The organism is Streptomyces sp. TLI_105 (genome assembly GCF_900105415.1).
Lineage (GTDB): Bacteria > Actinomycetota > Actinomycetes > Streptomycetales > Streptomycetaceae > Streptomyces.
In genome coordinates this window covers 1,274,398-1,294,846 of record NZ_FNSM01000001.1, presented here as the reverse complement: position 1 = coordinate 1,294,846, position 20,449 = coordinate 1,274,398, and the positions used below count along the sequence as shown (strand labels likewise).

General features: G+C 74.0%; 19 protein-coding genes. 10 read left to right on the top strand and 9 right to left on the bottom strand.

Annotation, left to right across the window (positions count from 1 at the left end; translation table 11 throughout):
- Positions 1-146 precede the first annotated feature (146 nt).
- From BLW86_RS05920 to BLW86_RS05910, 3 genes are all read right to left on the bottom strand, one after another.
- Positions 147-1,421 carry an MFS transporter gene (locus BLW86_RS05920; protein ID WP_093873034.1) on the bottom strand — a complete coding sequence of 425 codons (1,275 nt, stop codon included), beginning with the start codon at positions 1,419-1,421 and terminating at the stop codon, positions 147-149.
- Positions 1,418-2,803 (bottom strand): GH1 family beta-glucosidase, encoded by a 1,386-nt coding sequence (locus BLW86_RS05915; protein WP_256341233.1) that lies wholly within the window; start codon positions 2,801-2,803, stop codon positions 1,418-1,420. Before BLW86_RS05915 ends, BLW86_RS05920 begins: the two co-directional genes overlap by 4 nt.
- Before the next feature lie 102 nt (positions 2,804-2,905).
- Positions 2,906-3,559, bottom strand: coding sequence for a TetR/AcrR family transcriptional regulator (locus tag BLW86_RS05910; RefSeq protein WP_177181571.1), 654 nt, complete (start codon positions 3,557-3,559; stop codon positions 2,906-2,908).
- An 83-nt stretch (positions 3,560-3,642) separates the two neighbouring features.
- Here BLW86_RS05910 and BLW86_RS05905 point away from each other — a divergent pair, with 83 nt between their 5' ends.
- Together BLW86_RS05905 and BLW86_RS05900 are read left to right on the top strand one after the other, a co-directional pair.
- On the top strand, positions 3,643-4,314 hold the full coding sequence (locus BLW86_RS05905; RefSeq protein ID WP_093873031.1) for a helix-turn-helix transcriptional regulator: 672 nt from the start codon (positions 3,643-3,645) through the stop codon (positions 4,312-4,314).
- A 32-nt stretch (positions 4,315-4,346) separates the two neighbouring features.
- Complete coding sequence (locus tag BLW86_RS05900; protein ID WP_093873030.1) at positions 4,347-4,847, top strand: DUF3291 domain-containing protein; 501 nt, start codon at positions 4,347-4,349, stop codon at positions 4,845-4,847.
- A gap of 34 nt (positions 4,848-4,881) precedes the next feature.
- Here BLW86_RS05900 and BLW86_RS05895 read toward each other — a convergent pair whose 3' ends face one another.
- Positions 4,882-6,135 (bottom strand): serine hydrolase domain-containing protein, encoded by a 1,254-nt coding sequence (locus tag BLW86_RS05895; RefSeq protein WP_093873029.1) that lies wholly within the window; start codon positions 6,133-6,135, stop codon positions 4,882-4,884.
- Between the two features lie 129 nt (positions 6,136-6,264).
- On the bottom strand, positions 6,265-6,960 hold the full coding sequence (locus BLW86_RS05890; protein ID WP_093873028.1) for an alpha/beta hydrolase: 696 nt from the start codon (positions 6,958-6,960) through the stop codon (positions 6,265-6,267).
- A 250-nt stretch (positions 6,961-7,210) separates the two neighbouring features.
- On the opposite strand from BLW86_RS05890, the gene BLW86_RS05885 reads away from it, so the two are divergent.
- A complete protein-coding gene (locus BLW86_RS05885) occupies positions 7,211-8,971 on the top strand; it encodes a glycoside hydrolase family 15 protein (protein WP_093873027.1) in 1,761 nt (586 codons plus the stop codon).
- A 32-nt stretch (positions 8,972-9,003) separates the two neighbouring features.
- On the opposite strand, the gene BLW86_RS05880 is transcribed toward BLW86_RS05885, so the two are convergent.
- Positions 9,004-9,834 carry an SDR family NAD(P)-dependent oxidoreductase gene (locus BLW86_RS05880; protein ID WP_093873026.1) on the bottom strand — a complete coding sequence of 277 codons (831 nt, stop codon included), beginning with the start codon at positions 9,832-9,834 and terminating at the stop codon, positions 9,004-9,006.
- A gap of 159 nt (positions 9,835-9,993) precedes the next feature.
- On the opposite strand from BLW86_RS05880, the gene BLW86_RS05875 reads away from it, so the two are divergent.
- The 3 genes from BLW86_RS05875 (at position 9,994) to BLW86_RS05865 (ending at position 11,723) form a co-directional block, all read left to right on the top strand.
- The gene (locus BLW86_RS05875; RefSeq protein ID WP_093873025.1) at positions 9,994-10,554 is read left to right on the top strand and encodes a hypothetical protein; all 561 of its coding nucleotides are present in this window, start codon (positions 9,994-9,996) and stop codon (positions 10,552-10,554) included.
- A 327-nt stretch (positions 10,555-10,881) separates the two neighbouring features.
- Positions 10,882-11,211, top strand: a complete 330-nt coding sequence (locus BLW86_RS05870; RefSeq protein WP_177181570.1) for a hypothetical protein — start codon at positions 10,882-10,884, stop codon at positions 11,209-11,211.
- A gap of 38 nt (positions 11,212-11,249) precedes the next feature.
- Complete coding sequence (locus BLW86_RS05865) at positions 11,250-11,723, top strand: hemerythrin domain-containing protein (protein ID WP_093873024.1); 474 nt, start codon at positions 11,250-11,252, stop codon at positions 11,721-11,723.
- 56 nt (positions 11,724-11,779) lie between these two features.
- Here the strand turns inward: BLW86_RS05865 and katG are convergent, their stop codons facing one another.
- The 3 genes from katG to BLW86_RS41915 all read right to left on the bottom strand — a co-directional run bounded on the left by katG (position 11,780) and on the right by BLW86_RS41915 (position 16,485).
- Complete coding sequence (gene katG / locus BLW86_RS05860) at positions 11,780-13,963, bottom strand: catalase/peroxidase HPI (protein WP_093873023.1); 2,184 nt, start codon at positions 13,961-13,963, stop codon at positions 11,780-11,782.
- A 155-nt stretch (positions 13,964-14,118) separates the two neighbouring features.
- Positions 14,119-16,020, bottom strand: coding sequence for a transketolase (locus BLW86_RS05855; protein WP_093873022.1), 1,902 nt, complete (start codon positions 16,018-16,020; stop codon positions 14,119-14,121).
- Between the two features lie 78 nt (positions 16,021-16,098).
- Positions 16,099-16,485 carry a hypothetical protein gene (locus BLW86_RS41915; RefSeq protein WP_177181569.1) on the bottom strand — a complete coding sequence of 129 codons (387 nt, stop codon included), beginning with the start codon at positions 16,483-16,485 and terminating at the stop codon, positions 16,099-16,101.
- A 229-nt stretch (positions 16,486-16,714) separates the two neighbouring features.
- On the opposite strand from BLW86_RS41915, the gene BLW86_RS05845 reads away from it, so the two are divergent.
- The 4 genes from BLW86_RS05845 (at position 16,715) to BLW86_RS05830 (ending at position 20,438) form a co-directional block, all read left to right on the top strand.
- Positions 16,715-17,191, top strand: coding sequence for a universal stress protein (locus BLW86_RS05845; protein ID WP_093873021.1), 477 nt, complete (start codon positions 16,715-16,717; stop codon positions 17,189-17,191).
- A gap of 32 nt (positions 17,192-17,223) precedes the next feature.
- A complete protein-coding gene (locus BLW86_RS05840) occupies positions 17,224-17,493 on the top strand; it encodes a DUF6213 family protein (RefSeq protein ID WP_177181568.1) in 270 nt (89 codons plus the stop codon).
- Positions 17,494-17,521: 28 nt separating this feature from the next.
- Positions 17,522-17,764 carry a hypothetical protein gene (locus tag BLW86_RS05835; RefSeq protein ID WP_371129453.1) on the top strand — a complete coding sequence of 81 codons (243 nt, stop codon included), beginning with the start codon at positions 17,522-17,524 and terminating at the stop codon, positions 17,762-17,764.
- Positions 17,765-18,125: 361 nt separating this feature from the next.
- Positions 18,126-20,438: a SpoIIE family protein phosphatase gene (locus tag BLW86_RS05830; protein ID WP_093873020.1), complete on the top strand. Its 2,313-nt coding sequence runs from the start codon at positions 18,126-18,128 to the stop codon at positions 20,436-20,438.
- Positions 20,439-20,449: the final 11 nt, after the last annotated feature.

Here is a 20,449-nt window from a genome sequence, read left to right as displayed (position 1 = left end):
CGGCAGCGATTCCTGTGGATCCGGACGGACCGCGGCCGTCGACCGGCACTGCGGTGCGCCGAATCTCGCATAGAGGCCAACAGGGATCAATACTCTGAATGAACAATTTCAGCAGTTGGGACGCGGTCCGGCCCCGCCGGGCGGTGTCAGGCCACGCCCCGGACGCGGCCGACGAGGAGGCCTCCGAGGAGGATGACCAGGGCCGCGGCCGCGTACAGGCCGGTGTAGCCGCCGAGGTGGGCGATGACCGGCGAGGCGAGGGCGGGGGCGAGGACCTGGGGGCCCGAATTGGCGATGTTGATGACGCCGAGGTCCTTGGCCCGGTCGGCCGCCTCGGGCAGGACCTGGGTGACCAGGGCCTGGTCGACGGCGAGGTAGACGCCGTACCCCGCGCCGAGGACGGCCGCGGCGACGAGCGCGGACGGCCAGGTGTGGAGCAGGGCGAGCAGCAGCGCGGCGGCGGCCATGACCAGCGAACAGAGGACGACGAAGCCCTTGCGGCGGCCGGAGCGGTCGGACAGCACGCCCACGGGGACGGCCGTGAGAGCGGCGCAGAGGGTGTAGACCACCGTGAGGATCAGCACCCCGGTGCCGGGGTCGTCGTAGTGGACGGCGTCGGCGAGGAAGTAGAACAGGTAGAGGGTCCCGAGGGCGTTGCCGAGGTTGATCAGGAACCGGGTGAGCCACGCCCAGCCGAAGTCGGGATGCCGCCGGGGACTCGGCCGGAAGGAGCGGGCGAAGGCGCGGGCGTCGAAGGCGGGGCGCAGCGCCCGGGGGAGGGCCGGCTCGGTCTGGCGCAGCACGAAGGGGAGGGCGAGCACGACGGTGAGCAGGGCGATCGTGACGTAACCGGACCGGACGCCGGTGACGAGGAGGGTGGTGATCAGCGCGCCCAGGACCAGGCCGACGGACTGCGTGAGGCCCGTCCAGCCGGAGACCTGCGCGCGCTGGGCGAGCGGCACCCGGTCGGCGATCGGGGTGCTGACACCGGCCAGCATCGCGTTGAGACCCGCCTGCGCGAGGCACCAGCCGACGGCGACCCCCGCCACGGTGTGCTGGGCGGCGGTGACCGCGAGCCCCGCCGCCCCGACGAGGGCGCCGCCGAGGATCCAGGGCCGGCGGCGGCCGAACCGGCTCGTGGTCCGGTCCGACCACGCTCCGGCGAGCGGATTGGCGAGGACGGCGACGAGCGCGCCGAGGCCGGTGACGAGCGACAGCGCGGCGTTCTTGTCGTGCGGGTCGATGTGCTCCAGCTGGAGCGGCAGCAGGATCTGGATGGGCGTCATGAACGCCATGAAGACGGCGAGGGTGGCCAGCGAGAGGCCCGCTGTCCACCCGGCCCCGACCGGGACGGTGGGCTCGGCGAGGACGGCGGCGTGGCCGGCCCCGTCCGCCGCGCCCTCTGCGCGGGCCTGGGTCATGAGGACGTTCGGCCCCGCTGGGAGGCGATCAGGTCGCGGTACCACGCGAAGCTCGCCCGGGGCGTGCGGCGTCCGGTGGCGAAGTCGACCTCGACGAGCCCGAAACGCTGGTGGTAGCCCTCGGCCCACTCGAAGTTGTCGAGCAGCGACCAGGTGAAGTAGCCGCGCACGTCCACCCCTCGGGCCACGGCGTCCGCGACGGCGGCGAGGTGCCCGGAGAGGTAGTCGATCCGCTCCCGGTCGTCCGTGCCGGCCGGCTGCGAGCAGCCGTTCTCGGTGATCCACACCGGCGGAAGGGCGTCGCCGTAACGCTCCTCGAGACCGGTGAGCAGCTCCGTGAGCCCGTCGGGGACGACCGGCCAGCCGAACGCGGTGCGCCCGTACGGCTCCTGAGGCTCGGTCAGGTCGAAGGGCAGGCCCCCTGCCGGATCGGCCGGGGCGGTCACCCAGGTCGGGTTGTAGTAGTTGACGCCCAGTCCGTCGAGCGGCGCGGCGATGGTGGCGAGGTCGCCGTCCCGCACCACTCCTCCCCAGCCCGGGTCGCTCATGCCGTAGGCCGAGAGGTCGGGGTAACTCCCGAGAAGGACGGGGTCGTTGAAGAGACGGTTGTGCAGGACGTCGTACGCCGAGGCCGCCGCGGCGTCCGCGTCCGACCGGGCGTCCGTGCGCAGCCGCACGGGCGTGCAGTTGTGGGCGATCAGGACCGAGGCGTCCGGGACGGCGGCCCGCAGCGCCGCGGTCGCGAGGCCGTGGCCGAGCAGCTGGTGGTGCGCGACGGGCAGGGCGTCGAGGAGCAGGGCGCGGCCCGGGGCGTGCACGCCGAAGCCGTAGCCGAAGGACATGTGCACGAAGGGCTCGTTCAGGGTGATCCACCGCTTCACCCGGTCGCCGAGCCGGTCCGCCGTCACCGCCGCGTACTCGGCGAACCGGTGCGCGGTCTCCCGGTTCAGCCATCCGCCCCCGTCCTCCAGGGCCTGCGGCAGGTCCCAGTGGAAGAGGGTGGGGGTGGGCGCGATCCCGGCGCCGAGCAGCGCGTCGACCAGCCGGTCGTAGAAGTCGAGGCCCCGCGGCTCCACCTTGCCCGCGCCGGTCGGCAGGACGCGCGGCCAGGAGACGGAGAAGCGGTACGCGTCGAGCCCGAGCCGGCGCATCAGCGCCACGTCCTCGTCGAACCGGCGGTAGTGGTCGCAGGCCACGTCGCCGGTGTGGCCGTCGCGGACGGCCCCGGGGCGCCGCACGAAGGTGTCCCAGATCGACGGCCCCTTGCCGTCCTCGTCGGCCGCCCCCTCGATCTGGTACGCGGCGGTGGAGGCGCCCCAGGCGAAGCCGGCCGGGAGCCGGGGGATTCGGGTGGGATCGGTGGGGCTGCTTGTCACGGGCACCTGCCTTCGCTGCCGGCTTGCCGTCCGAGGTGGGCCGCACCGTAACATGAACGCGCGTTCACGTTCTATGGTCGTGACGGGACGGATCCCTCGCCCCCGGCCTCACCCCTCCTCGGCCGTCAGTCGGCCGCGCAGGTCCTCCCAGTAGCAGTGCAGCATCCGCTTCAGCTCGTCCACGGTCTCCAGGTCCGGCTCGCCGTCGCCCTTGAACACCTCGTGCAGCACGGCGTTGGCGGCCCACACCGCCATCCGCGTCGCCCGTCGCGCCCGCTCGCCGCCGGACCCGCCGGTCAGGTGCTCGACGATGCGCCGCAGGCCCTCGGCGATGAGCGCGTTGCTCGCCTCGTCGGCGCGGGCGAGCTCGGGACTGAGGTGCCTGCCGGCCCACAGAGCCATGCCGCCCGGCTGCGACCGGAACAGCTCGGCGCAGACGTCGACCATCGTGCCCACCAGGTCGGTCAGTTCGCCCGCGAGGGCCCGCTCGACGAGCTCGTCGACGGCCGTCCCGAAGGCCTCCAGGTAGCGCCGGCCGAGCGCGTCCACCACCGCGCCCTTGTCGGGAAGGAACTGGTAGATGCTGCCGACCGGCACGCCCGCCTCCTCGGCGATCCGCCGCATCGTCAGCGCCTCGTACCCCTCCTGGGAGAGGATCCGGTCGGCCGCGCCGAGGATGGCCTCGACCCGGGCCCGGCTGCGCGCCTGCTGCGGCTGCCTGCGCACGCGCGGCCGCGCCTCCGGCTCCGTCGCTTCCGTCACCACACGCTCCCGGTCCTCCGGCGGTCCCAGCGCCGGCAAGCGTACTCTCTATCGCCAATCCGCGTTGTTCCTAGAATGGTCCCGTGGAGGACATCGACGCGATCGCGGTGCTGCAGGATCCTGTGCGGCGCCGCCTGTACGAGTACGTGGTGGCGCAGGGCCGCGAGGTCAGCCGCAACGAGGCCGCCGAGGCGACCGGGGTGGCACGGACCCTCGCCGCGCACCATCTGGACAAGCTGACCGGGGCCGGGCTGCTGGAGAGCGGCAGTCGCCGGCTGTCGGGACGGTCGGGGCCGGGGGCCGGCCGCCCCGCCAAGGTGTACACGCGGGCGCGTGGCGAACGGTCGGTGTCGCTGCCCGCCCGCGACTACCGCACCGCCGCCGAGCTGCTCGCCGAGGCCGCCGAACAGGCCGGGCTCGACGCCGGCCTCTGCGCGGCGGCGCGCCGCCGGGGCGAGGCCCTGCGCGGCCCGGCGGGACCCTGCGGGGGCCTCGAAGAGGCCCTGGAGGCGCTGGCGGCGCGCGGCTACGAGCCGTACCGGGAGGGCGGCGAGGGGGAGGCCATGGGGGTGGTCCGGATGCGCAACTGCCCCTTCCACGCCGTCGCCGAGAGCTTTCCGCCCCTCGTCTGCGGCATGAACCTCGCGCTCCTCGAAGGGCTGCTCGGCACGGACGGCCCCGTCCGCGCCCGTATGGACGCCCGGCCGGGGGAGTGCTGCGTGGTGGTCGAAGCTTCTAAAGACAATGGTGATTGACATAGAAAAGTGGTGCGTGCTGGGATGAGGCCATGACCACGCCCCGGCACTCCGCCCACCTCGCCCAGCTCAACGTCTCCCGGCTCCTCCACCCCCTCGACGACCCGCGCGTGGCGCCGTTCGTCGAGATGCTCGACCCGGTCAACGCCGCCGCCGACGAGGCCCCCGGCTTCGTGTGGCGGCTCGTGGGCGAGGGGGAGGCCGACGCCACCGGTCTGCGCCCGCTGGGCGACGACGTCATCGTCAACCTCTCGGTCTGGGAGACCCAGGAGGCCCTGTGGGACTTCGCCTACCGCAGCGGGCACCTGGAGGTCATGCGGAAGCGCCGTGACTGGTTCCACCGGCACGTCGAGGCGCACCTGGTGCTCTGGTGGGTCCCCGCCGGACACGTCCCGACCGTCGACGAGGCCGTCGAACGGCTGGCGGACCTGCGGGCGCACGGCCCGTCCCCGCGCGCCTTCACCTTCGCCTCCTCCTACACCGCCGCCGAGGCCGCCGAGCACACGCGGGACGCGGACCCGGCGGCGGTCTGAGGCGGCGGTCCGAGGCGGCGGTCCGAGGCGACCGTCAGCCGAAGTCGGGGATGGGGTGGGCCGGGGCCAGGGCGGCCGCGATCCGTTGGGCGATCGTGTGGGCCGAGTGGCCGTCCGGGGCGTTCGGGCCGTTCGTGGTCGAGACCGCGATGGCCAGCCGCTCGGACGGCAGGTACGCCTGGGACGCCGAGTACCCGAAGAACAACGGGTGCTGGGACACCCAGTCGCCGAGCACGAGCAGCCCCAGGCCGTCGTGGGTGGCCTCCGTCTGCGCGAGGCAGACCGTCGCCGGGCACTTCGCGGTGGCGTGCCCCAGGCCGACCGTCCCCGGGTTCAGCAGCTCCCGGTAGGACGACGGCGAGAGCAGCCGGCCCGAGCCGATGCCGACGGCCGAGCTCGCCAGGTCGCAGATGTCGGTGGTCTCCACCGCGCCCGGCGCGGTGGTCCACGACGGGTTCCAGAACGTCGACTCCTCGTACGTCCCGCGGTCGGACGTGAAGGCGTGCAGGACGGGCGCCGGGATGTCGGGCGTGAAGCTGTTGCGGGTCTCGCGCAGTCCGAGCGGGCCCAGGACCTCATGCCGGAGCAGGACGTCGAGGCGCGTGCCGGTGATCTTCTCCAGGGCGGCGCCCAGGAGGACGAAGTTGGCGTGCGAGTAGCTCCAGTTGGTGCCCGGCTCGTACCAGCGCTCCTTGCTCGTCGACAGCCGTACGAGCTCGTCGGCCGTCCACTGGCGGAACGGGTTCGCGGAGACGGCCCGCTGGAACTCCGGCAGCCGGACGTAGTCGACGAGACCGGTGGTGGAGGCGGCCAGCATCCGCAGGGTGATCCTGTCGCCGTCCTTGAGGCCCGGCAGCCAGCGTGCGACGGGGTCGTCGAGGCGCACCACGCCCCGGTCGACCAGCCGCAGCAGCGCCGTGCCCATGTAGCTGATCGCGATGTTCCCGTTCCGGAAGTGCATGGCGGGCGTGGCCGGAACGCCCGTCATCGACTCGCCGAGCGCGGTGGTGACGACCTCGCGGCCCTCGACGGTGACCCGCAGGATCACGGACTTGAGGTCCATCTCCGCCTCGGCCCGCTCGGCGATCCGCAGGACGTCGCGCGCCGGGCCGCGGTCGGGCAGCCGGGAACCGACGCAGGGCCGGTGGTGGCGGCCGTCGGCCGTGGGGGCGCCGGCCGCCGCGGTGGGGGCGCAGAGGGCGAGGAGCGCGGCGACGGTGGTGACCGCGGCACGGCGCGACCGGGGGAGGGACCGGAGCGGTCCGGACGTGGTGCGGGGTCGTCTCATGGCCGGAGTATTGGCCGGTGGAGGCCGCGCGGCGGTCCGGGGCGCCGCCGACCCGCGCGAACATCACCCGTCAGGCCCGCGCACCGCCGCCGCGCGGGTGCGCGACGGCGACATCGGTGGGGGACCGGGTCAGCCCGCGGTCCCGTTCACGGCGTCCTCGATCAGGTCGACGACCTCTACGGGCCGGGAGGCCAGGGAGGCGTGACTGGCGTCGAGTTCGACGACCTTGCGCGCGTTCGCGCGCCTGGCCATGCGGCGCTCGCTGTTCGGGTGGATCATGCGGTCCTCGGTGGACACCTGGTACCACACGGGCTTGTTGCGCCAGGCCGGCGCGGTGACGTTGTCGCCGAAGGTGGAGGCGAGCGGCGCCTTCTGGGTGACGGCCATGACGAGGGCCTCCTCGGGGGCGAGGTCCTGGGCGAAGCTCTCGTGGAACTTGTCCTGCTTGAGCCAGAGGTAGCCGTCGGAGTCGGGGGCGAGGTTCTCGATGGCGGCGGGCGGGTTCTCCTGGCTGATCCGGCCGGGGCTCTCGCCGTCGACCGGGGCGAAGGCGGCGATGTAGACGAGGGCCTTCACGTTCGGCAGGTCGCCCGCCTCGGTGATGACCGCGCCGCCGTACGAGTGACCGACGAGGACCACCGGGCCGTCGACCTGCTTGATCATCTTGCGGGTGCGCTCGGCGTCGTCGGCGAGCGAGGTGAGCGGGTTCTCGACGGCGTGGATCTTGTCGTACCCGCGCTTGTTCAGCTCGACGATGACGTTCGCCCAATGGGCGGCGCCGCCCCAGAAACCGTGGACCAGGACGATGGTGGGCTTGTCGGCCATGCTTCTCTTCCTTCGGGCGGGGAGGGGATCGCTCGAAGCGAGTCTCGTGTGTGGTGCCCGGCACGGCGCGGTGCGCCGTCCAAGGGAGTGACGGCTCCGCCCGCACCTGCCCCACGGCGGGGCCGGGCCCCGCGCCGACGCCGGGCACGGCGATCACCGGTACGGAGTACGGACGGGACGGCGGGGGCCACGGGAGTACGCGCCGGGCCGGCGGGGTAGCCGCCCGGCAGGTCCGGGAGGTGACGACCCCATGCCCGCCACGACCCCGCGGAGCCCCGCGCACCTGCCCCAACCGCTCGGCGCCTACGCGCTCCTCGCCGACGGCGAACGCGCCGCGCTCCTCGGCCCCGACGGGGACCTCGTGTGGCTGTGCGTCCCCGGCTGGGACGACCCCGCGGTCTTCTCCGAACTCATCGGCGGCGCGGGCGCCTTCCAGGTGTGTCCGGAGGAACGGTGGCGCGTGGCCGAGGGCGCGTACCACGACGGCTCGCTCATGTGGACCGGGCACTGGACCCTCGAGGACGGCGTCGTCGAATGCCGCAACGCCCTCGCCGCACCGGCCGACCCCCACCGCGCGACGGTGCTGCGCCGCCTCCACGCCGTGGAGGGCACGGCGGCCGTCACCGTGCGTCTCGCCGTGCGCGGCGGCTACGGCGTGGACCCGCCCCTGCTGCCGCACCGCACCGGCCCCGACACCTGGGAAGCCGCCCGCGGCGGGCTGCGGATGCGGCTGCGCGGCCTCACGGACGCCCGCGTCGACCCCGACGGCGAGCTCACCGCCCGGCTGACCCTGCCCCAGGGCGAGCGGCACGACCTGGTCCTGGAGCTCTCCGACCGCCCCCTCGACACCCCCGTGCCTCCCGAGCGGGACTGGCGGAGCACCGAACGGCACTGGACCGCCGCGATCCCCGACTGCGCACCGCTGCCCGCGGCCCGCGACGTCCGCCAGGCGTACGCGGTCCTCACCGGCCTCACCAACCCGCGCACCGGGGCGATGGTGGCCGCCGCCACCACCTCGCTCCCCGAGCACGCCGGCTCCGAGCGCGACTACGACTACCGGTACGCCTGGCTGCGCGACCAGTGCTACGCGGGCCTCGCCGTCGCCGCGCACGGCCCCCACCCGCTCACCGACGCCGCCGTGGGCGTCGCCACCGCGCGCGTGCTCGCCGACGGCGACCGGCTGCGGCCCGCGTACCGCGTCGACGGACGGCCCGTACCGGACGAACGGACCCTGCCGCTCAGCGGCTACCCCGGCGCCGCCGACCGGGTCGGCAACCGGGCGGGGAGCCAGTTCCAGCTCGACACCTTCGGCGAGATCCTCGGACTGCTCGCCGCCGCGGGCCGTCAGGACCGGATCGACGCGGACGGAGTGAAGGCCGCGCACACCGCCGTCGCGGCCCTGGAGGAGAACTGGACGCGCCGGGACGCGGGCCTGTGGGAACTGCCGCCGGGGTGGTGGACGCACTCGCGGCTCGCCGCCGTGTGCGGGCTGCGGGCCGCCGCCAGGGACATCCGTCCGCCCGACGCCGACCGCTGGCGGGACCTCGCGGACCGGATCCTCGCCGAGACCCGTCGCCGCTGCGTCCACCCCTCGGGGCGCTGGCAGCGCGCCGCCGGCGACCCGCGCCCCGACGCCGCCCTGCTGCGGCCGCTGGTCTCCTCCACCTGGCCGCCCGGCGACCCGATGCTCACCGCCACCCGCCGGGCCGTGGAACGGGAGCTCACCGAGGACGGCTTCGTCTACCGCTTCCACGGTGACGACGCCACCCGGCTCGGCGACTCGGAGGGCGCCTTCCTCCTCTGCGGCTTCCTCATGACGGCCGCCTGCCACGTCGAGGGCCGGCCGGTCGCCGCGGCGCGGTGGTTCGAGCGCACCCGCAGCGCCGTCGGCCCGCCGGGCCTGTTCTCCGAGGAGTACGACGTCCGGCGCCGCCGTCTCCGCGGCAACCTCCCCCAGGCCTTCGTCCACGCGCTCCTCCTGGAGAACGCGGCCCGGTCGGCAGCGGGATAGCGCTCAGGCCCCGCCGTCGGCGCCGGGCCTCCTCACGCGTCCCGCCAGACCCGCTCCGTCAGCTCGTGCGTCAGCTTCGTCAGCCGCTCGCGCGCCTCGGCGTCGTACGCCTGCTCGTGGGCGCGCGCCTCGGTGAACCGGTCGAAGTAACGGCCGGTGACCGCGGCCAGGTCCGGGTCCAGGAGCAGCCGTACGGTGGGACGGACGCCCTCCTCCGTGGTGGTGACGGGCGCGAGGCCGTAGGCGCGGACGCCGGGCGTGTCCATCAGGTGGGCGGGGTGGAGGGCGTTCACCGTGACGCCGGTGCCCTTCAGCTCGGCGGCCAGCTCGAAGGTCGCCATGATCATGGCCAGCTTGCTCCGGCAGTAGGCGCGCAGGCCCTCGTAGTCCCGCTCCAGCATCACGTCGTCGAAGTCGACGGCCTCCTGCCCCATCGAGGCCACGTTGACGACCCGAGCCGGAGCCGAGGCGGTGAGCAGGGGCAGCAGGGCGCGGGTGAGCGCGTACGGCGCCAAGTGGTTCACCGCGAAGCGGAGTTCATGGCCCTGGCCGCTCAGCTCCCGGGTGAGCGGCTGCGCGCCGCCGCCCGCCACCGCGTTGTGGACCAGCCCGTCGAGGTGCGGCTCCGCCGCCCGGATCCGAGCGGCCATCGCCCCCACCTGGTCCAGGTCGGAGAGATCGGCGAGATAGGTGCGGACCGTGGTGCCGGGCCCCGCGGCCCGGGCCTCGGCGGCCACGGCCTCAAGCCGCTCGGCGTTCCGTCCGTGCAGGAGGAGGGTGCCGCCGCGGGGCGCCAGATCGAGCGCGAGCGCGCGCCCCATCCCCGTGGTGACGCCGGTGATCAGAGTGGTGTGCTGGGTCATGGCGACGACAGTGGCAGCGCCCGGCGGCCCGAGGGAGTGTGTGCCGCACCTGGTGTCGACACCACCAGGCAGCCCCCGGCCCCACGGCGGCCGTTTCAGTCCGGCGCGCCTGGGCAGGCGCCGCCGTGGATATCGATGAGAGCCGAGGGAGCGAGGCCGATGTCGACAGGAACGATTCTGGCCATCGTCATACCCGTCGTGGTGGTGATCGCGCTGATCGTGCTGGCCATCGCCCTGGACCGGCGGCGCCGTCGCCGGCTGCGCGAGCGCTTCGGGCCCGAGTACGACCGCGCCGTCGAGGACGCCGGGAGCAGGCGGGCCGCCGAGCACGACCTCGGGGAGCGGGAGAAGCGCCACGAGGACCTGGACATCAAGCCGTTGTCGAGCGGGGCGCGGGAGCGCTACGCCCAGCAGTGGAGCAGTGTGCAGGAGCAGTTCGTGGACCGCCCCGACGGCGCGGTGCACGACGCGGACACGCTGGTGACCTCGCTCATGCGCGAGCGGGGCTATCCCACGGAGGGCTTCGAGCAGCAGATGCGAGACCTCTCCGTGGAGCACGGCCGCACCCTGGAGCACTATCAGGCGGCGCACGAGATCAACGCCCTGAGCTCCTCGCGGCAGGCCACGACCGAGCAGTTGAGGGGCGCGATGGTCCACTACCGGGCGCTGTTCGACGAACTTCTCTCGAACGGCGACGCGCCCGGACAGGGCCGGAGCTGACCAGGAGGACGCGCCATGCGACGCGAGCACGACACACCGGCACGGGGCGACGAGACCGACGCACCGCCCATGTACCCCGGGGAGAGCACCGACATCCCGGCCGACCCGCACGCCGACGAGGACACACGGGGGAACACCGGCGACGACGGCACGCGTGAGGCGGAGCCGCGGGAGGCCGAGAGGCGTGAGCCCGAGCGGCGCGGAGCCGAACTGCGTGAGGCGGGGTCCGGTACCGAGGTGGGGGCTGGTGCCGATGCGGGGCCCGGCAGGGATGTGGGGACCGGTACGGATGTGGGGTCCGGTACTGGCACGGGGACCGGCACTGACATGGGATCCGGCACTGACACGGGGGCCCGCACGAATGGGGGGACCGGCACCGGGGAAGAGCTGCCGCGCCTCCTCGACGCCGAGGCCGACGAGGCGTTCCGTACGCGCTGGCACGAGATACAGAGCCAGTTCGTCGACGACCCCCGCGGAGCCGTGCACGAGGCCGACGAGCTGGTCACCGAGGTGATCCGGAGGCTCGCCGCCACCTTCGCCGACCGCAAGAGGGACCTGGAAGGCCAGTGGAGCGAGGGCGAGGACGTCGACACGGAGGACCTGCGCACGGCCCTGCGCCAGTACCGCTCGTTCTTCAACCGGCTCCTCACCACCTGACGTCGACCTGACGTCGACCCGAACGAGGAAGGAATTCGATGGACGGCATCGTGCTGCTCCGCGAGGACCACAAGACTGTGGAGAAGCTCTTCAAGGAGTTCGAACGGGCGGACGACGAGGCGCACCGCCGCAAGCGGGAGCTCGCCGACGACGTGATCCGCGAGCTGACCGCCCACGCCTGGATCGAGGAGCGGGTCTTCTACCCGGCCGCCCGCCAGGCCGCCCCGGAGACCACCGACCACGTCCTGGAGAGCGTCGAGGAGCACCACACGGTGCTGTGGATGCTCTCGGAACTGAAGGGGCTCGACCCGGAGGACGAGCGGTTCGGGGCGAAGATGACGGTCCTCATGGAGTACGTGCGCCATCACGTCGAGGAGGAGGAGAAGGACTGGTTCCCCGACGTCCGCAAGGCCATGGGGCGCAAGGCCCTCGTCGCCCTCGGCGAGCGCATGGAGGAGGAGCGGAAGAGCGCCCCGGACGACCCGCTGGAGGTCCCGAGCGCCGACAAGTAGCGCCGGGGAGCGGCAGGGAGGCCCGGCCGGCCGTGAGCCGGCCGGGCACGCCGCGCTCAGCGCAGGTCGAACCGGTCGAGGTTCATCACCTTGTCCCACGCGGCCACGAAGTCACGCGCGAACTTCTCGCCCCCGTCCGCGGACGCGTACACCTCCGACAGGGCCCGCAGCTGGGAGTGCGAACCGAAGACGAGGTCGACGGGGGTGGCGGTCCACCGCATCTCGCCCGTGGCGCGGTCGCGGCCCTCGAAGACGTTCTCGTCGGTCGTCGAGGCCTTCCACTCCGTGCCCATGTCCAGGAGTCCGACGAAGAAGTCGTTGGTCAGCGTCTCCGGCCGGTCGGTGAAGGCCCCGTGCCGCGACTGCCCGAACCCGCCGACGAGCACCCGCATGCCGCCGACGAGCACCGTCATCTCGGGGGCGGTCAGCGTCAGCAGGTTGGCGCGGTCGAGCAGAAGGGTCTCCGGCGACAGCTTCTCTCCCGCCCGGAGGTAGTTGCGGAAGCCGTCCGCCCGGGGTTCGAGGACCGCGAACGCCTCCACGTCGGTCTGCTCCTGCGAGGCGTCCGTGCGGCCCGGCGCGAACGGGACCGTGAGGTCGTACCCGGCGTTCTTCGCGGCCCGCTCCACCGCCGCGCAGCCGCCGAGCACGATGAGGTCCGCGAGCGAGATCCTCGCCCCGCCCGAGCCCGTGAACTCCTCGCGGATCCCGTCGAGGGTCTCGATCGTCCGGGCCACCTCGGGCAGGTCGTTGACCTCCCAGTCCTTCTGCGGCGCGAGCCGGATCCGCGCCCCGTTGGCACCGCCGCGCTTGTCGGTGCCGCGGAAGCTCGCGGCCGACGCCCAGGCGGTGGTGACCAGCTCGGAGACGGAGAGCCCGGAGTCGAGGATCCTGGACTTGAGGGCGGCGATGTCCGTCTCCCCGACCAGCGGGTGGTCGACCGCGGGAACCGGGTCCTGCCAGAGCTGCGGCTCGGGGATCCACGGGCCGAGGTAGCGCGAGAGCGGGCCCATGTCACGGTGCAGCAGCTTGTACCAGGCCTTGGCGAACGCGTCGGCGAGCTCGTCGGGGTTCTCGTGGAAGCGCTTCGCGATCGGCGCGTAGACCGGGTCCATCCGCAGCGCGAGGTCCGTCGTGAGCATCATCGGGGCGTGCCGCTTCGACGGATCGTGCGCGTCGGGCACGGTGTCCTTCGCCGACGCGTCCTTGGGGGTCCACTGCTGGGCGCCGGCGGGGCTCGTCGTCAGCTCCCACTCGTACCGGAACAGGTTCTCCAGATAGCCGTTGTCCCACTTCGTCGGCTCGTTCGTCCACGCCCCTTCGAGCCCGCTGGTGAGCGTGTCGGCGCCCTTGCCGCTGCCGTACGAGTTCCGCCAGCCGAGGGCCTGCTGCTCCAGGGGGGCGGCCTCGGGCTCCGGGCCGATGTACTCGGGGTCGACCGCGCCGTGACACTTGCCGAAGGTGTGGCCGCCGATGATGAGCGCGACGGTCTCCTCGTCGTTCATCGCCATGCGCCCGAACGTCTCCCGGATGTCCCTGGCGGCGGCGATCGGGTCCGGGTTGCCGTTGGGGCCCTCCGGGTTGACGTAGATCAGGCCCATCTGCACGGCGCCGAAGGGGCCGGTGAGCTCCCTGTCGCCGCTGTAGCGCTCGTCCCCGAGCCAGGTGTCCTCGGGGCCCCAGAAGATCTCCTCGGGCTCCCAGACGTCCGGGCGCCCGAAGCCGAACCCGAAGGTCTTGAACCCCATGGACTGCATGGCGCAGTCGCCGGCGAAGACCAGCAGATCGGCCCAGGAGATCTTCCGCCCGTACTTCTGCTTGACCGGCCAGAGGAGCCGGCGCGCCTTGTCGAGGCTCGCGTTGTCCGGCCAGCTGTTGAGCGGGGCGAAACGCTGGGCGCCCTGGCCGCCTCCGCCGCGGCCGTCCGCGATGCGGTACGTCCCCGCGGCGTGCCAGCTCATCCGGATGAAGAGGGGCCCGTAGTGGCCGTAGTCGGCGGGCCACCAGTCCTGGGAGTCCGTCATCACCGCGATGACGTCCCGCTTCAGCGCGTCGACGTCGAGGTCCGCGAACTCCTTCGCGTAGTCGAAGTCCGCGTCCATCGGATCGGACAGGGGCGAATGCTGATGGAGTACCTGCAGGTCCAGTTGGTTCGGCCACCAGTCCCTGTTGGTCTTGGGCCGGGTCTCGGTGGGGGTGGGCGCGGGGATCGCCGGGTTCTCGCTCTCGCTGCCGGGCACGTGGGTCCTTCTTCCGCTCATCGTGACGGTTTCGGCGTCCGTCATGGTCGCGTACGGCGGACCGCACAGGGGTGATAACACGCAGGACCTGCCCAACCGACAGGAATCATCGGAAAGAAGGAATTCACGACCGAAGGCCGGAGGCCGGCGGGCGCCTACCGCGCGACCAGCGTCCGGGCAGCCCCGGCGATGGCGGTGCGGGAGATGCCGCACGCGTCGAGGAGTTCGTCGGTGGTGCCCGAGCCGGGCAGCTCGGTGACGGCGAGATGGGCGAAGGCGAACGGCGGCGGGGCGGGCCCGTCCGCCCCCGCGGCGAGGGCCGACAGGACGGCCTCGCCGAGCCCGCCCTCGGGATGGTGGTCCTCGACGACGACGAGCGCCCCGGTCTCGCGGGCCGCGCGGGTGAGGGTGTCCACGTCGACGGGCTTGACCGAGTACAGGTCGACGACCCGGGCCCGTACGCCGTCGGCGGCGAGCTCCTCGGCGGCCGCCAGGCACTCGTGGAGGGTGACCCCGGCGCCGACGAGCGTGACCCGGTCGTCCGCGCTCTCGCGCGGGGTCTTCGACCCGCCCACCGGGAACGTCTCGTCGCCCTCGTAGAGGACGGGGTAGGCCCCGCGGGTGGTGCGCAGATAGGAGATCCCGTCCAGGTCGGCCATGGTCGAGGTCAGCGCGGCCGCTGAGGTGGCGTCGGCGGGGTACAGCACGGTGGAGCCGAGGACGGCGCGCATCATGGCGAGGTCCTCCAGGCCCATCTGCGAAGGGCCGTCCGCGCCGATCTCCACCCCGCAGTGCGTCCCGCACAGGGCCATCGTGATCCGGGAGACGGCGGCCATCCGGACGAAGTCGTGCGCACGGGTGAGGAAGGCGGCGAAGGTCGTGGCGTACGGGCGGAAGCCGCGCACGGCCATGCCGACGGCGTCCGCGATCATCTGCTGCTCGGCGATGTACGTCTGGAAGTACCGCTCCGGGTGGGCCTTCCCGAACTCCTCGGCATGGGTCGAGTTGCCGACCTCGGCGTCCAGGGCGACGACCTCGGGGCGGTCGCCGAGGGCGGCCAGGGCGGCACCGAAGGCGACCCGGGTGGCGACCTCGTCGCCGACCTCGTAGCGGGGCAGCTCCACCGGACCGGCAAGCCGGCCGTCGGGGTGGGCGGGGCGGGGGTGCGCGGGCGGACGCGGGCCGTGCACCCGCAGGTCGCGGGCGCCGCCGAGTTCGGCGACGGCGCGTGCGGCCAGGTCCTCGGGCAGCGCCTTGCCGTGCCAGCCCTCCTTGTCGGCCACCTCCGCCACGCCACGGCCCTTGACGGTCCTGGCGACGACGACGGTGGGCGCCCGCCCGTCGGCGGCCTCGGTCAGGGCCAGGTCGATCGCTTCGAGGTCATGGCCGTCGACCTCGATCGCCCGGCATCCGAACGCCTCGACGCGCCGGGCGTAGGCCCCGGTGTCCCACTCCAGTTCGGTGGGCCCGCTCTGGCCGAGGCGGTTCACGTCGAGCAGGACGGTGAGGTTGGCGAGCCGGTGGTGCCCGGCCTTGTCGAGGGCCTCCCACACGGAGCCCTCGGCCGTCTCGCTGTCACCGCACAGCACCCACACCCGGGAGGACCGCCGCTCCAGGTCCCGGATCGCGAGCGCGATCCCCACCGCGTAGCCGATGCCCTGGCCGAGGGAGCCGGTGGCCACGTCCACCCAGGGCAGCTCAGGCGTGGGATGGCCCTGGAGGCGGTGGCCGAAGCGGCGGTACGTCGTCATCAGCTCGTCGTCGCCGATCGCCCCGGCGGCCTTGAACATCGCGTACAGCAGGGGCGACGCGTGCCCCTTGGAGAAGACCAGGTGGTCGCCGTCCGGGTTGTCGGGCGCCGCCCAGTCGTAGCGGAGGTGGCGGGCCATCAGGACCGCCATCAGATCGGCCGCCGACAGGCTGGAGGTGGGGTGGCCGGAGCCCGCGGCCGTGCTGGCGCGCACCGAGTCCACCCGTAGCTGCTGGGCGAGTTCGAAGATCCGGGAGAGATCGCTGTCGGGGCCGAGCGTGGTGGGGGTGGTGGGTGGTGCGGTCATGACCGAGTCCTTTCCGACCGTGCGGGGCCTCACGCCGCCCCCGCCTCCAGGGGCGGGCCGGTGTGCGCGAGGGCGTCGTCAGTGCCCGAAGCGGAAGTGGTGGCGGCGGGGGCGGCGGTCCCCGGCGGCCGTGGTGTCGTCCTCCGTACGGGGCGCCGCGTCCCGTCCTTCGTAGCGATCGTCGCCCGGCAGACGGGACCGCGGCTCCGCCGGATCGTGGACGCCGCGCCCGAGGGCCCGGCGGCGCCGGGCCCGTGCGCCGCCCGCCGCCATCATCGCGCAGGCGAGGCCGACGATCACGGCCAGCGCCATGCCGGCGAGGAAGATCGCGAGGCCGTTCATCGTGGCGATCCTGTGGTCCAGCATCATGACGGTCTGGTCGGGGCCTCCGGTGTTCTCCGAGACCACCAGCCCGATGAAGGCGCCGGTCGCCCCGAGGAGCAACAGACCCAGCAGGAACAGCATGGTCGTACGTCCTTCCGCTGACCGCCCCCGCGTCCGGCACGTTCCTCTGCCGTCCCGCCCTCCTTCGGCCCCGCGTCTACCCGCGCGATCCGGCACTCACGCGTCCGGGCACGCGCACGGACGCCACCCAGGCGTACGGGACCGGGCACCGGGTAGTCGGTCGGGAGGGAGAGGACGGGATCGGCACCCCGTCCACCCCTCGGGCCCGATCCGGAGAAGGGGCACGGTCATGAACTCCAGCGACGGCGATTCCCGCGTGGTCGTGGGCGTCGACGGCTCGCCCTCGTCGTACGCGGCGCTGCGGCGGGCGGTCCGGCAGGCCCTGCGGTCCGGAGCGACCCTGGACGTCGTCGGCGTCTACGACGTGCCCGGTGCGACGGGATGGTCCGCGCCGCCCGTGGACGCCGCGTTCGTCGAGGAACAGGCCGCGAAGGCGCTGTCCGAGGAACTCGGCTCCGCGCTCTCCCGGATCGGCGAGGTGCCGCCGCTGGAGCAGCACATCGTCCGCGGCAACCCCGCCGAGGTCCTGATCGAGGCGTCGGCCCGCGCCGAGCTGCTCGTCGTGGGCAGCCGCGGCCGGGGCGGCTTCACGAGCCTGCTCCTGGGCTCGGTCGGCCAGCAGTGCGCCGTGCACGCGTCCTGTCCCGTCGTCATCGTCCGCGCGAACGCCTCGGAAGAGGCGGCCTCCGCGGGCCTGTCCCCCTGAGGCTCTTCCCGTACCGCGGAGGTCGATTCCCCATGAACGCGTCGATGTCCCTCGTCCACGTCCCCGGCGGTCCGCTCCTGCTGCCCGCCGACGAAGTGACCCTCCTGCTGCGACACCTCGCGTCCCATTGGATGGACTCGGCCGACGACGAAGACTCGGGCCTCGAACCGGAGACGGTCGAGGCGCTGGTCAGCGCGCTGACGGAGGTCGCCGACCGGATCGACGCCGAGTGCATCGGGCTCATGCCGCTCAGCGACGAGGGAGAGGCCGGGAGCGACGGAGGAGTGCCGCCGCCCCTGTGAACGGAGGTCCGGAAGCGAGGAGGTCTGGATGCCGGAGGACGAGGAGACCAGGATGAGCGAGCACCGGAAGCCACGCCCGGAGGAGCCGCTTCCCCGGGACCCCGAGGACCAGCAGGCCACGGGGGAGGACCCCCTGTCCGTTCCCGTCCCCGACAGTGGCGACGGAGGGACCCCGCCGGACACCGACGAGGCCGGCACGGGTCCCCGGGGCCGGACACGCGACGGCACCGTCCACCCCGAGCACCCCGCACCGGGCGAGCCGGCCGACTGACGGGGACCGGTGGGCTCGACGAGGTCGCCCCCGTCTTCCACGACCCGCCGTACTGCCCCGGCCCGGTCGGCCCGGACCGGGCCGGAGGCCGGCCGAGGCCGGGTCCGAAGCCCGTTCGGGACCTGCTGCCCCCCCGAAGCCCGTTCGGGACCTGCTGCCCCCCGAAGCCCGAGCCGTACGACGAGGCCGCGGGTGCCGGGACACGGGGCCGTTCCACCCTGACCCGCGACGCGCTCGTCGAGGCCCTCGCCGCCTGGGGCGCCGCCCGCGAACGGTCGCGCGCGGGGGCACGCGAGTAGAATCCGGATCGGATCCACCCACAGACTCCGGACGCCCGCGCCCAGGCGGGACGGAGGTCCACTTGACCGGTTCTGCAGAATCCACGGGCCCCCCGCCCCTGGCCCCCGCGGCCCGCGGCTTCGCCGAACTCGCCGCAGAGAACCGCTGGCTGCGCGACCGGTCCGCCCGACGCCACCTGCTCGACCTCGCCGCCGGCGTGCTCGCCGCCCAGCTGCGGCTGCCGCCCTCCGAGGCGACCGAATACCTCTCCGCGCTGGCACATGCGACCGGCCTGTCCGCGGAGGACCTCGCCGCGGACATCGTGAACGCGGCCGCCGGCGACGGCGGGCACGCCGCCGTTCCTCCGGAGAGCGACGGCCCCGAGCACGAAGGCGGGAGCGTCGAGCACCCCGCCGAGACGCGCCGGGCCCGCCGCGCGGCCGCGGCCGCGGAGGCCGCCGACACGGTCGGCGAGGCGGCACGGACCCTCCTGGAGGAGGGCCTCGCCCCGCTCGGCGCGGACAGTCTCTGGCTGTGGCAGTGCGTCGACCGCGGCTGTCTGCGGCTCGTCGGCTCCGCGGGCGTGGGAGCCGCCGAGGCCGCCGCCTGGCAGTGGATCCCGCCCGCCGCCCCCGAGACGTTCCGTGCCGTCCTCGTCGAGAACGCCCCGGTCTGGCTGGAGGACGGCCCCCCCACCGGTGAACCCCTGCCCGGCCCCACCGCCCGCGCCGCCCGCGCCCTGCTCCCGCTGCGCCGGCGCGACAGGACCGTCGGCCTCGCACTCGTCGGCTGGCCGGGCCCGACGATGCTCGACGCCACGGCCCGCCGGGCCCTCACGGGGCTCATGGACGTGGCGGGCACCGTACTCGACACCGCCGGCTCGCCGCCGATCGCCGTCCCCGTCCTCGTCGACGTGCTCGACTCCCTCGCCCAGCCGGCGATGCTGCTCGCCGTGCCCGGGACGTCGGGGGAGCCGGCCGTGGAGCACCTCAACGACGAAGGGGCCGACGCGCTCGGCGGCACCTCCTCGGGAAGCGACGCCTCCCTGGCGCGCGCCTTCCCCCTCGTCCACGCCGACCTGGCGCGCATGGCACGGCGCGCCGTCGGCACCGTGCGCACCCAGCGGGCCGCCCGCCTGCCGGCGTCCGCCGCCCCGGGGGACACGACGCCGCTCCTCGACGTGCGGGTGCTGCCGGCCGGCGGGAGGCACGCCGTGGTGCTGTGGCACACCGTGGGCGCGACCGGGTTCGCCGCGGCCCGGGCGGTCGCCCGGCTGCAGAGCGTGGCGCCCTTCCAGGACAGCCTGACGGGCGGCGGGACGGTGTGGTCACCGGAGGCGTACGGCATCTTCGGGATGGCGCGGGACGAGCCCCCGGTGCCGCTCGCGGACCTGCGCGACCGGGTGCGCCCGGACGACCGGGAGGCCCTCGCCGACCTGGTGGCGACCGTGACCGAGCGGCAGACGGGCGGGCAGACGGTCCTGCGGATCGTGCTCCCCGACGGGACCGTGCGCCACGTGCGGGTGGCGGCCGAGCCGCTGATCGCGGAGGGGGCCGTCACCGGCCTCGCCGGGGTGTACCAGGACGTGTCGGACAGCCGCAGGACCGAGGCCGCGCTCACCGCGACCTTCGACCACCTCACCGCGCTGCACGACCAGGCGGAGCTGCGCCACCAGCTGGCGCTCCAGCTCCAGCAGGCGATCGTGCCCGAGGTGCCCGGCCTCCAGGAGATGCCCGGGGACCTGGTGGTGGCCGCCCGGTACCGGCCGGCGGCGCAGGAGTACCGGGTCGGCGGCGACTGGTACGACGTGCTCGCGCTGCCCAGCGGCAAGATCCTCGTGGCCGTCGGGGACATCGCGGGGCACGGCATCGACGCCGTCACGGGCATGGTGGCGCTCCGCAACGCCCAGCGCGCCCTCGCCTTCACCGGCCACTCGCCCCGGCGGCTGATGGAGTGGCTCAACGAGGTGACCCTGCGCACGGGCGGCGGCGTCACGGCGACCGCCGTCTGCGCCCTGTACGACCCCGAGGACCGCGGCCTGCTCTGGACGAGCGCCGGGCACCTGCCGATGGTGCTGCTCAGGGACGGCAGGGCACGGCTGCTCGAACCGCCCCAGGACCTGCTGCTCGGCGCGGTGCCCTCGTACGGCTACGGCGAGCAGCGGATCGGGCTGCGCCCGGGGGACACCCTGCTGCTGTACACCGACGGGCTGATCGAGCGCCGTCACGACGGCCTCGACGAGGGCGTGGCACGGCTCGCCGGTGACGCGGAGCGGCTCGCGGACCACGCGCCGGACACGCTCGTCGACGCCCTGCTCGCCACGGCGGCCGGCGACACCGACGACGACACCAGCATCGTCGCCGTACGGGTCCGGGGCCGGCCGCCGACCCGCTGACGCCCACCGCC

Bases quoted from the DNA above. Each gene is read 5' to 3' on its own strand.
- BLW86_RS05895 (WP_093873029.1), bottom strand. From the start codon at position 6,135: ATGAGACGACCCCGCACCACGTCCGGACCGCTCCGGTCCCTCCCCCGG.
- BLW86_RS05845 (WP_093873021.1), top strand. From the start codon at position 16,715: ATGAACTCCAGCGACGGCGATTCCCGCGTGGTCGTGGGCGTCGACGGC.
- BLW86_RS05855 (WP_093873022.1), bottom strand. From the start codon at position 16,020: ATGACCGCACCACCCACCACCCCCACCACGCTCGGCCCCGACAGCGAT.
- BLW86_RS05885 (WP_093873027.1), top strand. From the start codon at position 7,211: ATGCCCGCCACGACCCCGCGGAGCCCCGCGCACCTGCCCCAACCGCTC.
- BLW86_RS05890 (WP_093873028.1), bottom strand. From the start codon at position 6,960: ATGGCCGACAAGCCCACCATCGTCCTGGTCCACGGTTTCTGGGGCGGC.
- BLW86_RS05900 (WP_093873030.1), top strand. From the start codon at position 4,347: ATGACCACGCCCCGGCACTCCGCCCACCTCGCCCAGCTCAACGTCTCC.
- BLW86_RS05840 (WP_177181568.1), top strand. From the start codon at position 17,224: ATGAACGCGTCGATGTCCCTCGTCCACGTCCCCGGCGGTCCGCTCCTG.
- BLW86_RS05835 (WP_371129453.1), top strand. From the start codon at position 17,522: ATGCCGGAGGACGAGGAGACCAGGATGAGCGAGCACCGGAAGCCACGC.
- BLW86_RS05920 (WP_093873034.1), bottom strand. From the start codon at position 1,421: ATGACCCAGGCCCGCGCAGAGGGCGCGGCGGACGGGGCCGGCCACGCC.
- BLW86_RS05875 (WP_093873025.1), top strand. From the start codon at position 9,994: ATGTCGACAGGAACGATTCTGGCCATCGTCATACCCGTCGTGGTGGTG.
- BLW86_RS41915 (WP_177181569.1), bottom strand. From the start codon at position 16,485: ATGCTGTTCCTGCTGGGTCTGTTGCTCCTCGGGGCGACCGGCGCCTTC.
- BLW86_RS05880 (WP_093873026.1), bottom strand. From the start codon at position 9,834: ATGACCCAGCACACCACTCTGATCACCGGCGTCACCACGGGGATGGGG.
- BLW86_RS05870 (WP_177181570.1), top strand. From the start codon at position 10,882: ATGGGATCCGGCACTGACACGGGGGCCCGCACGAATGGGGGGACCGGC.
- BLW86_RS05865 (WP_093873024.1), top strand. From the start codon at position 11,250: ATGGACGGCATCGTGCTGCTCCGCGAGGACCACAAGACTGTGGAGAAG.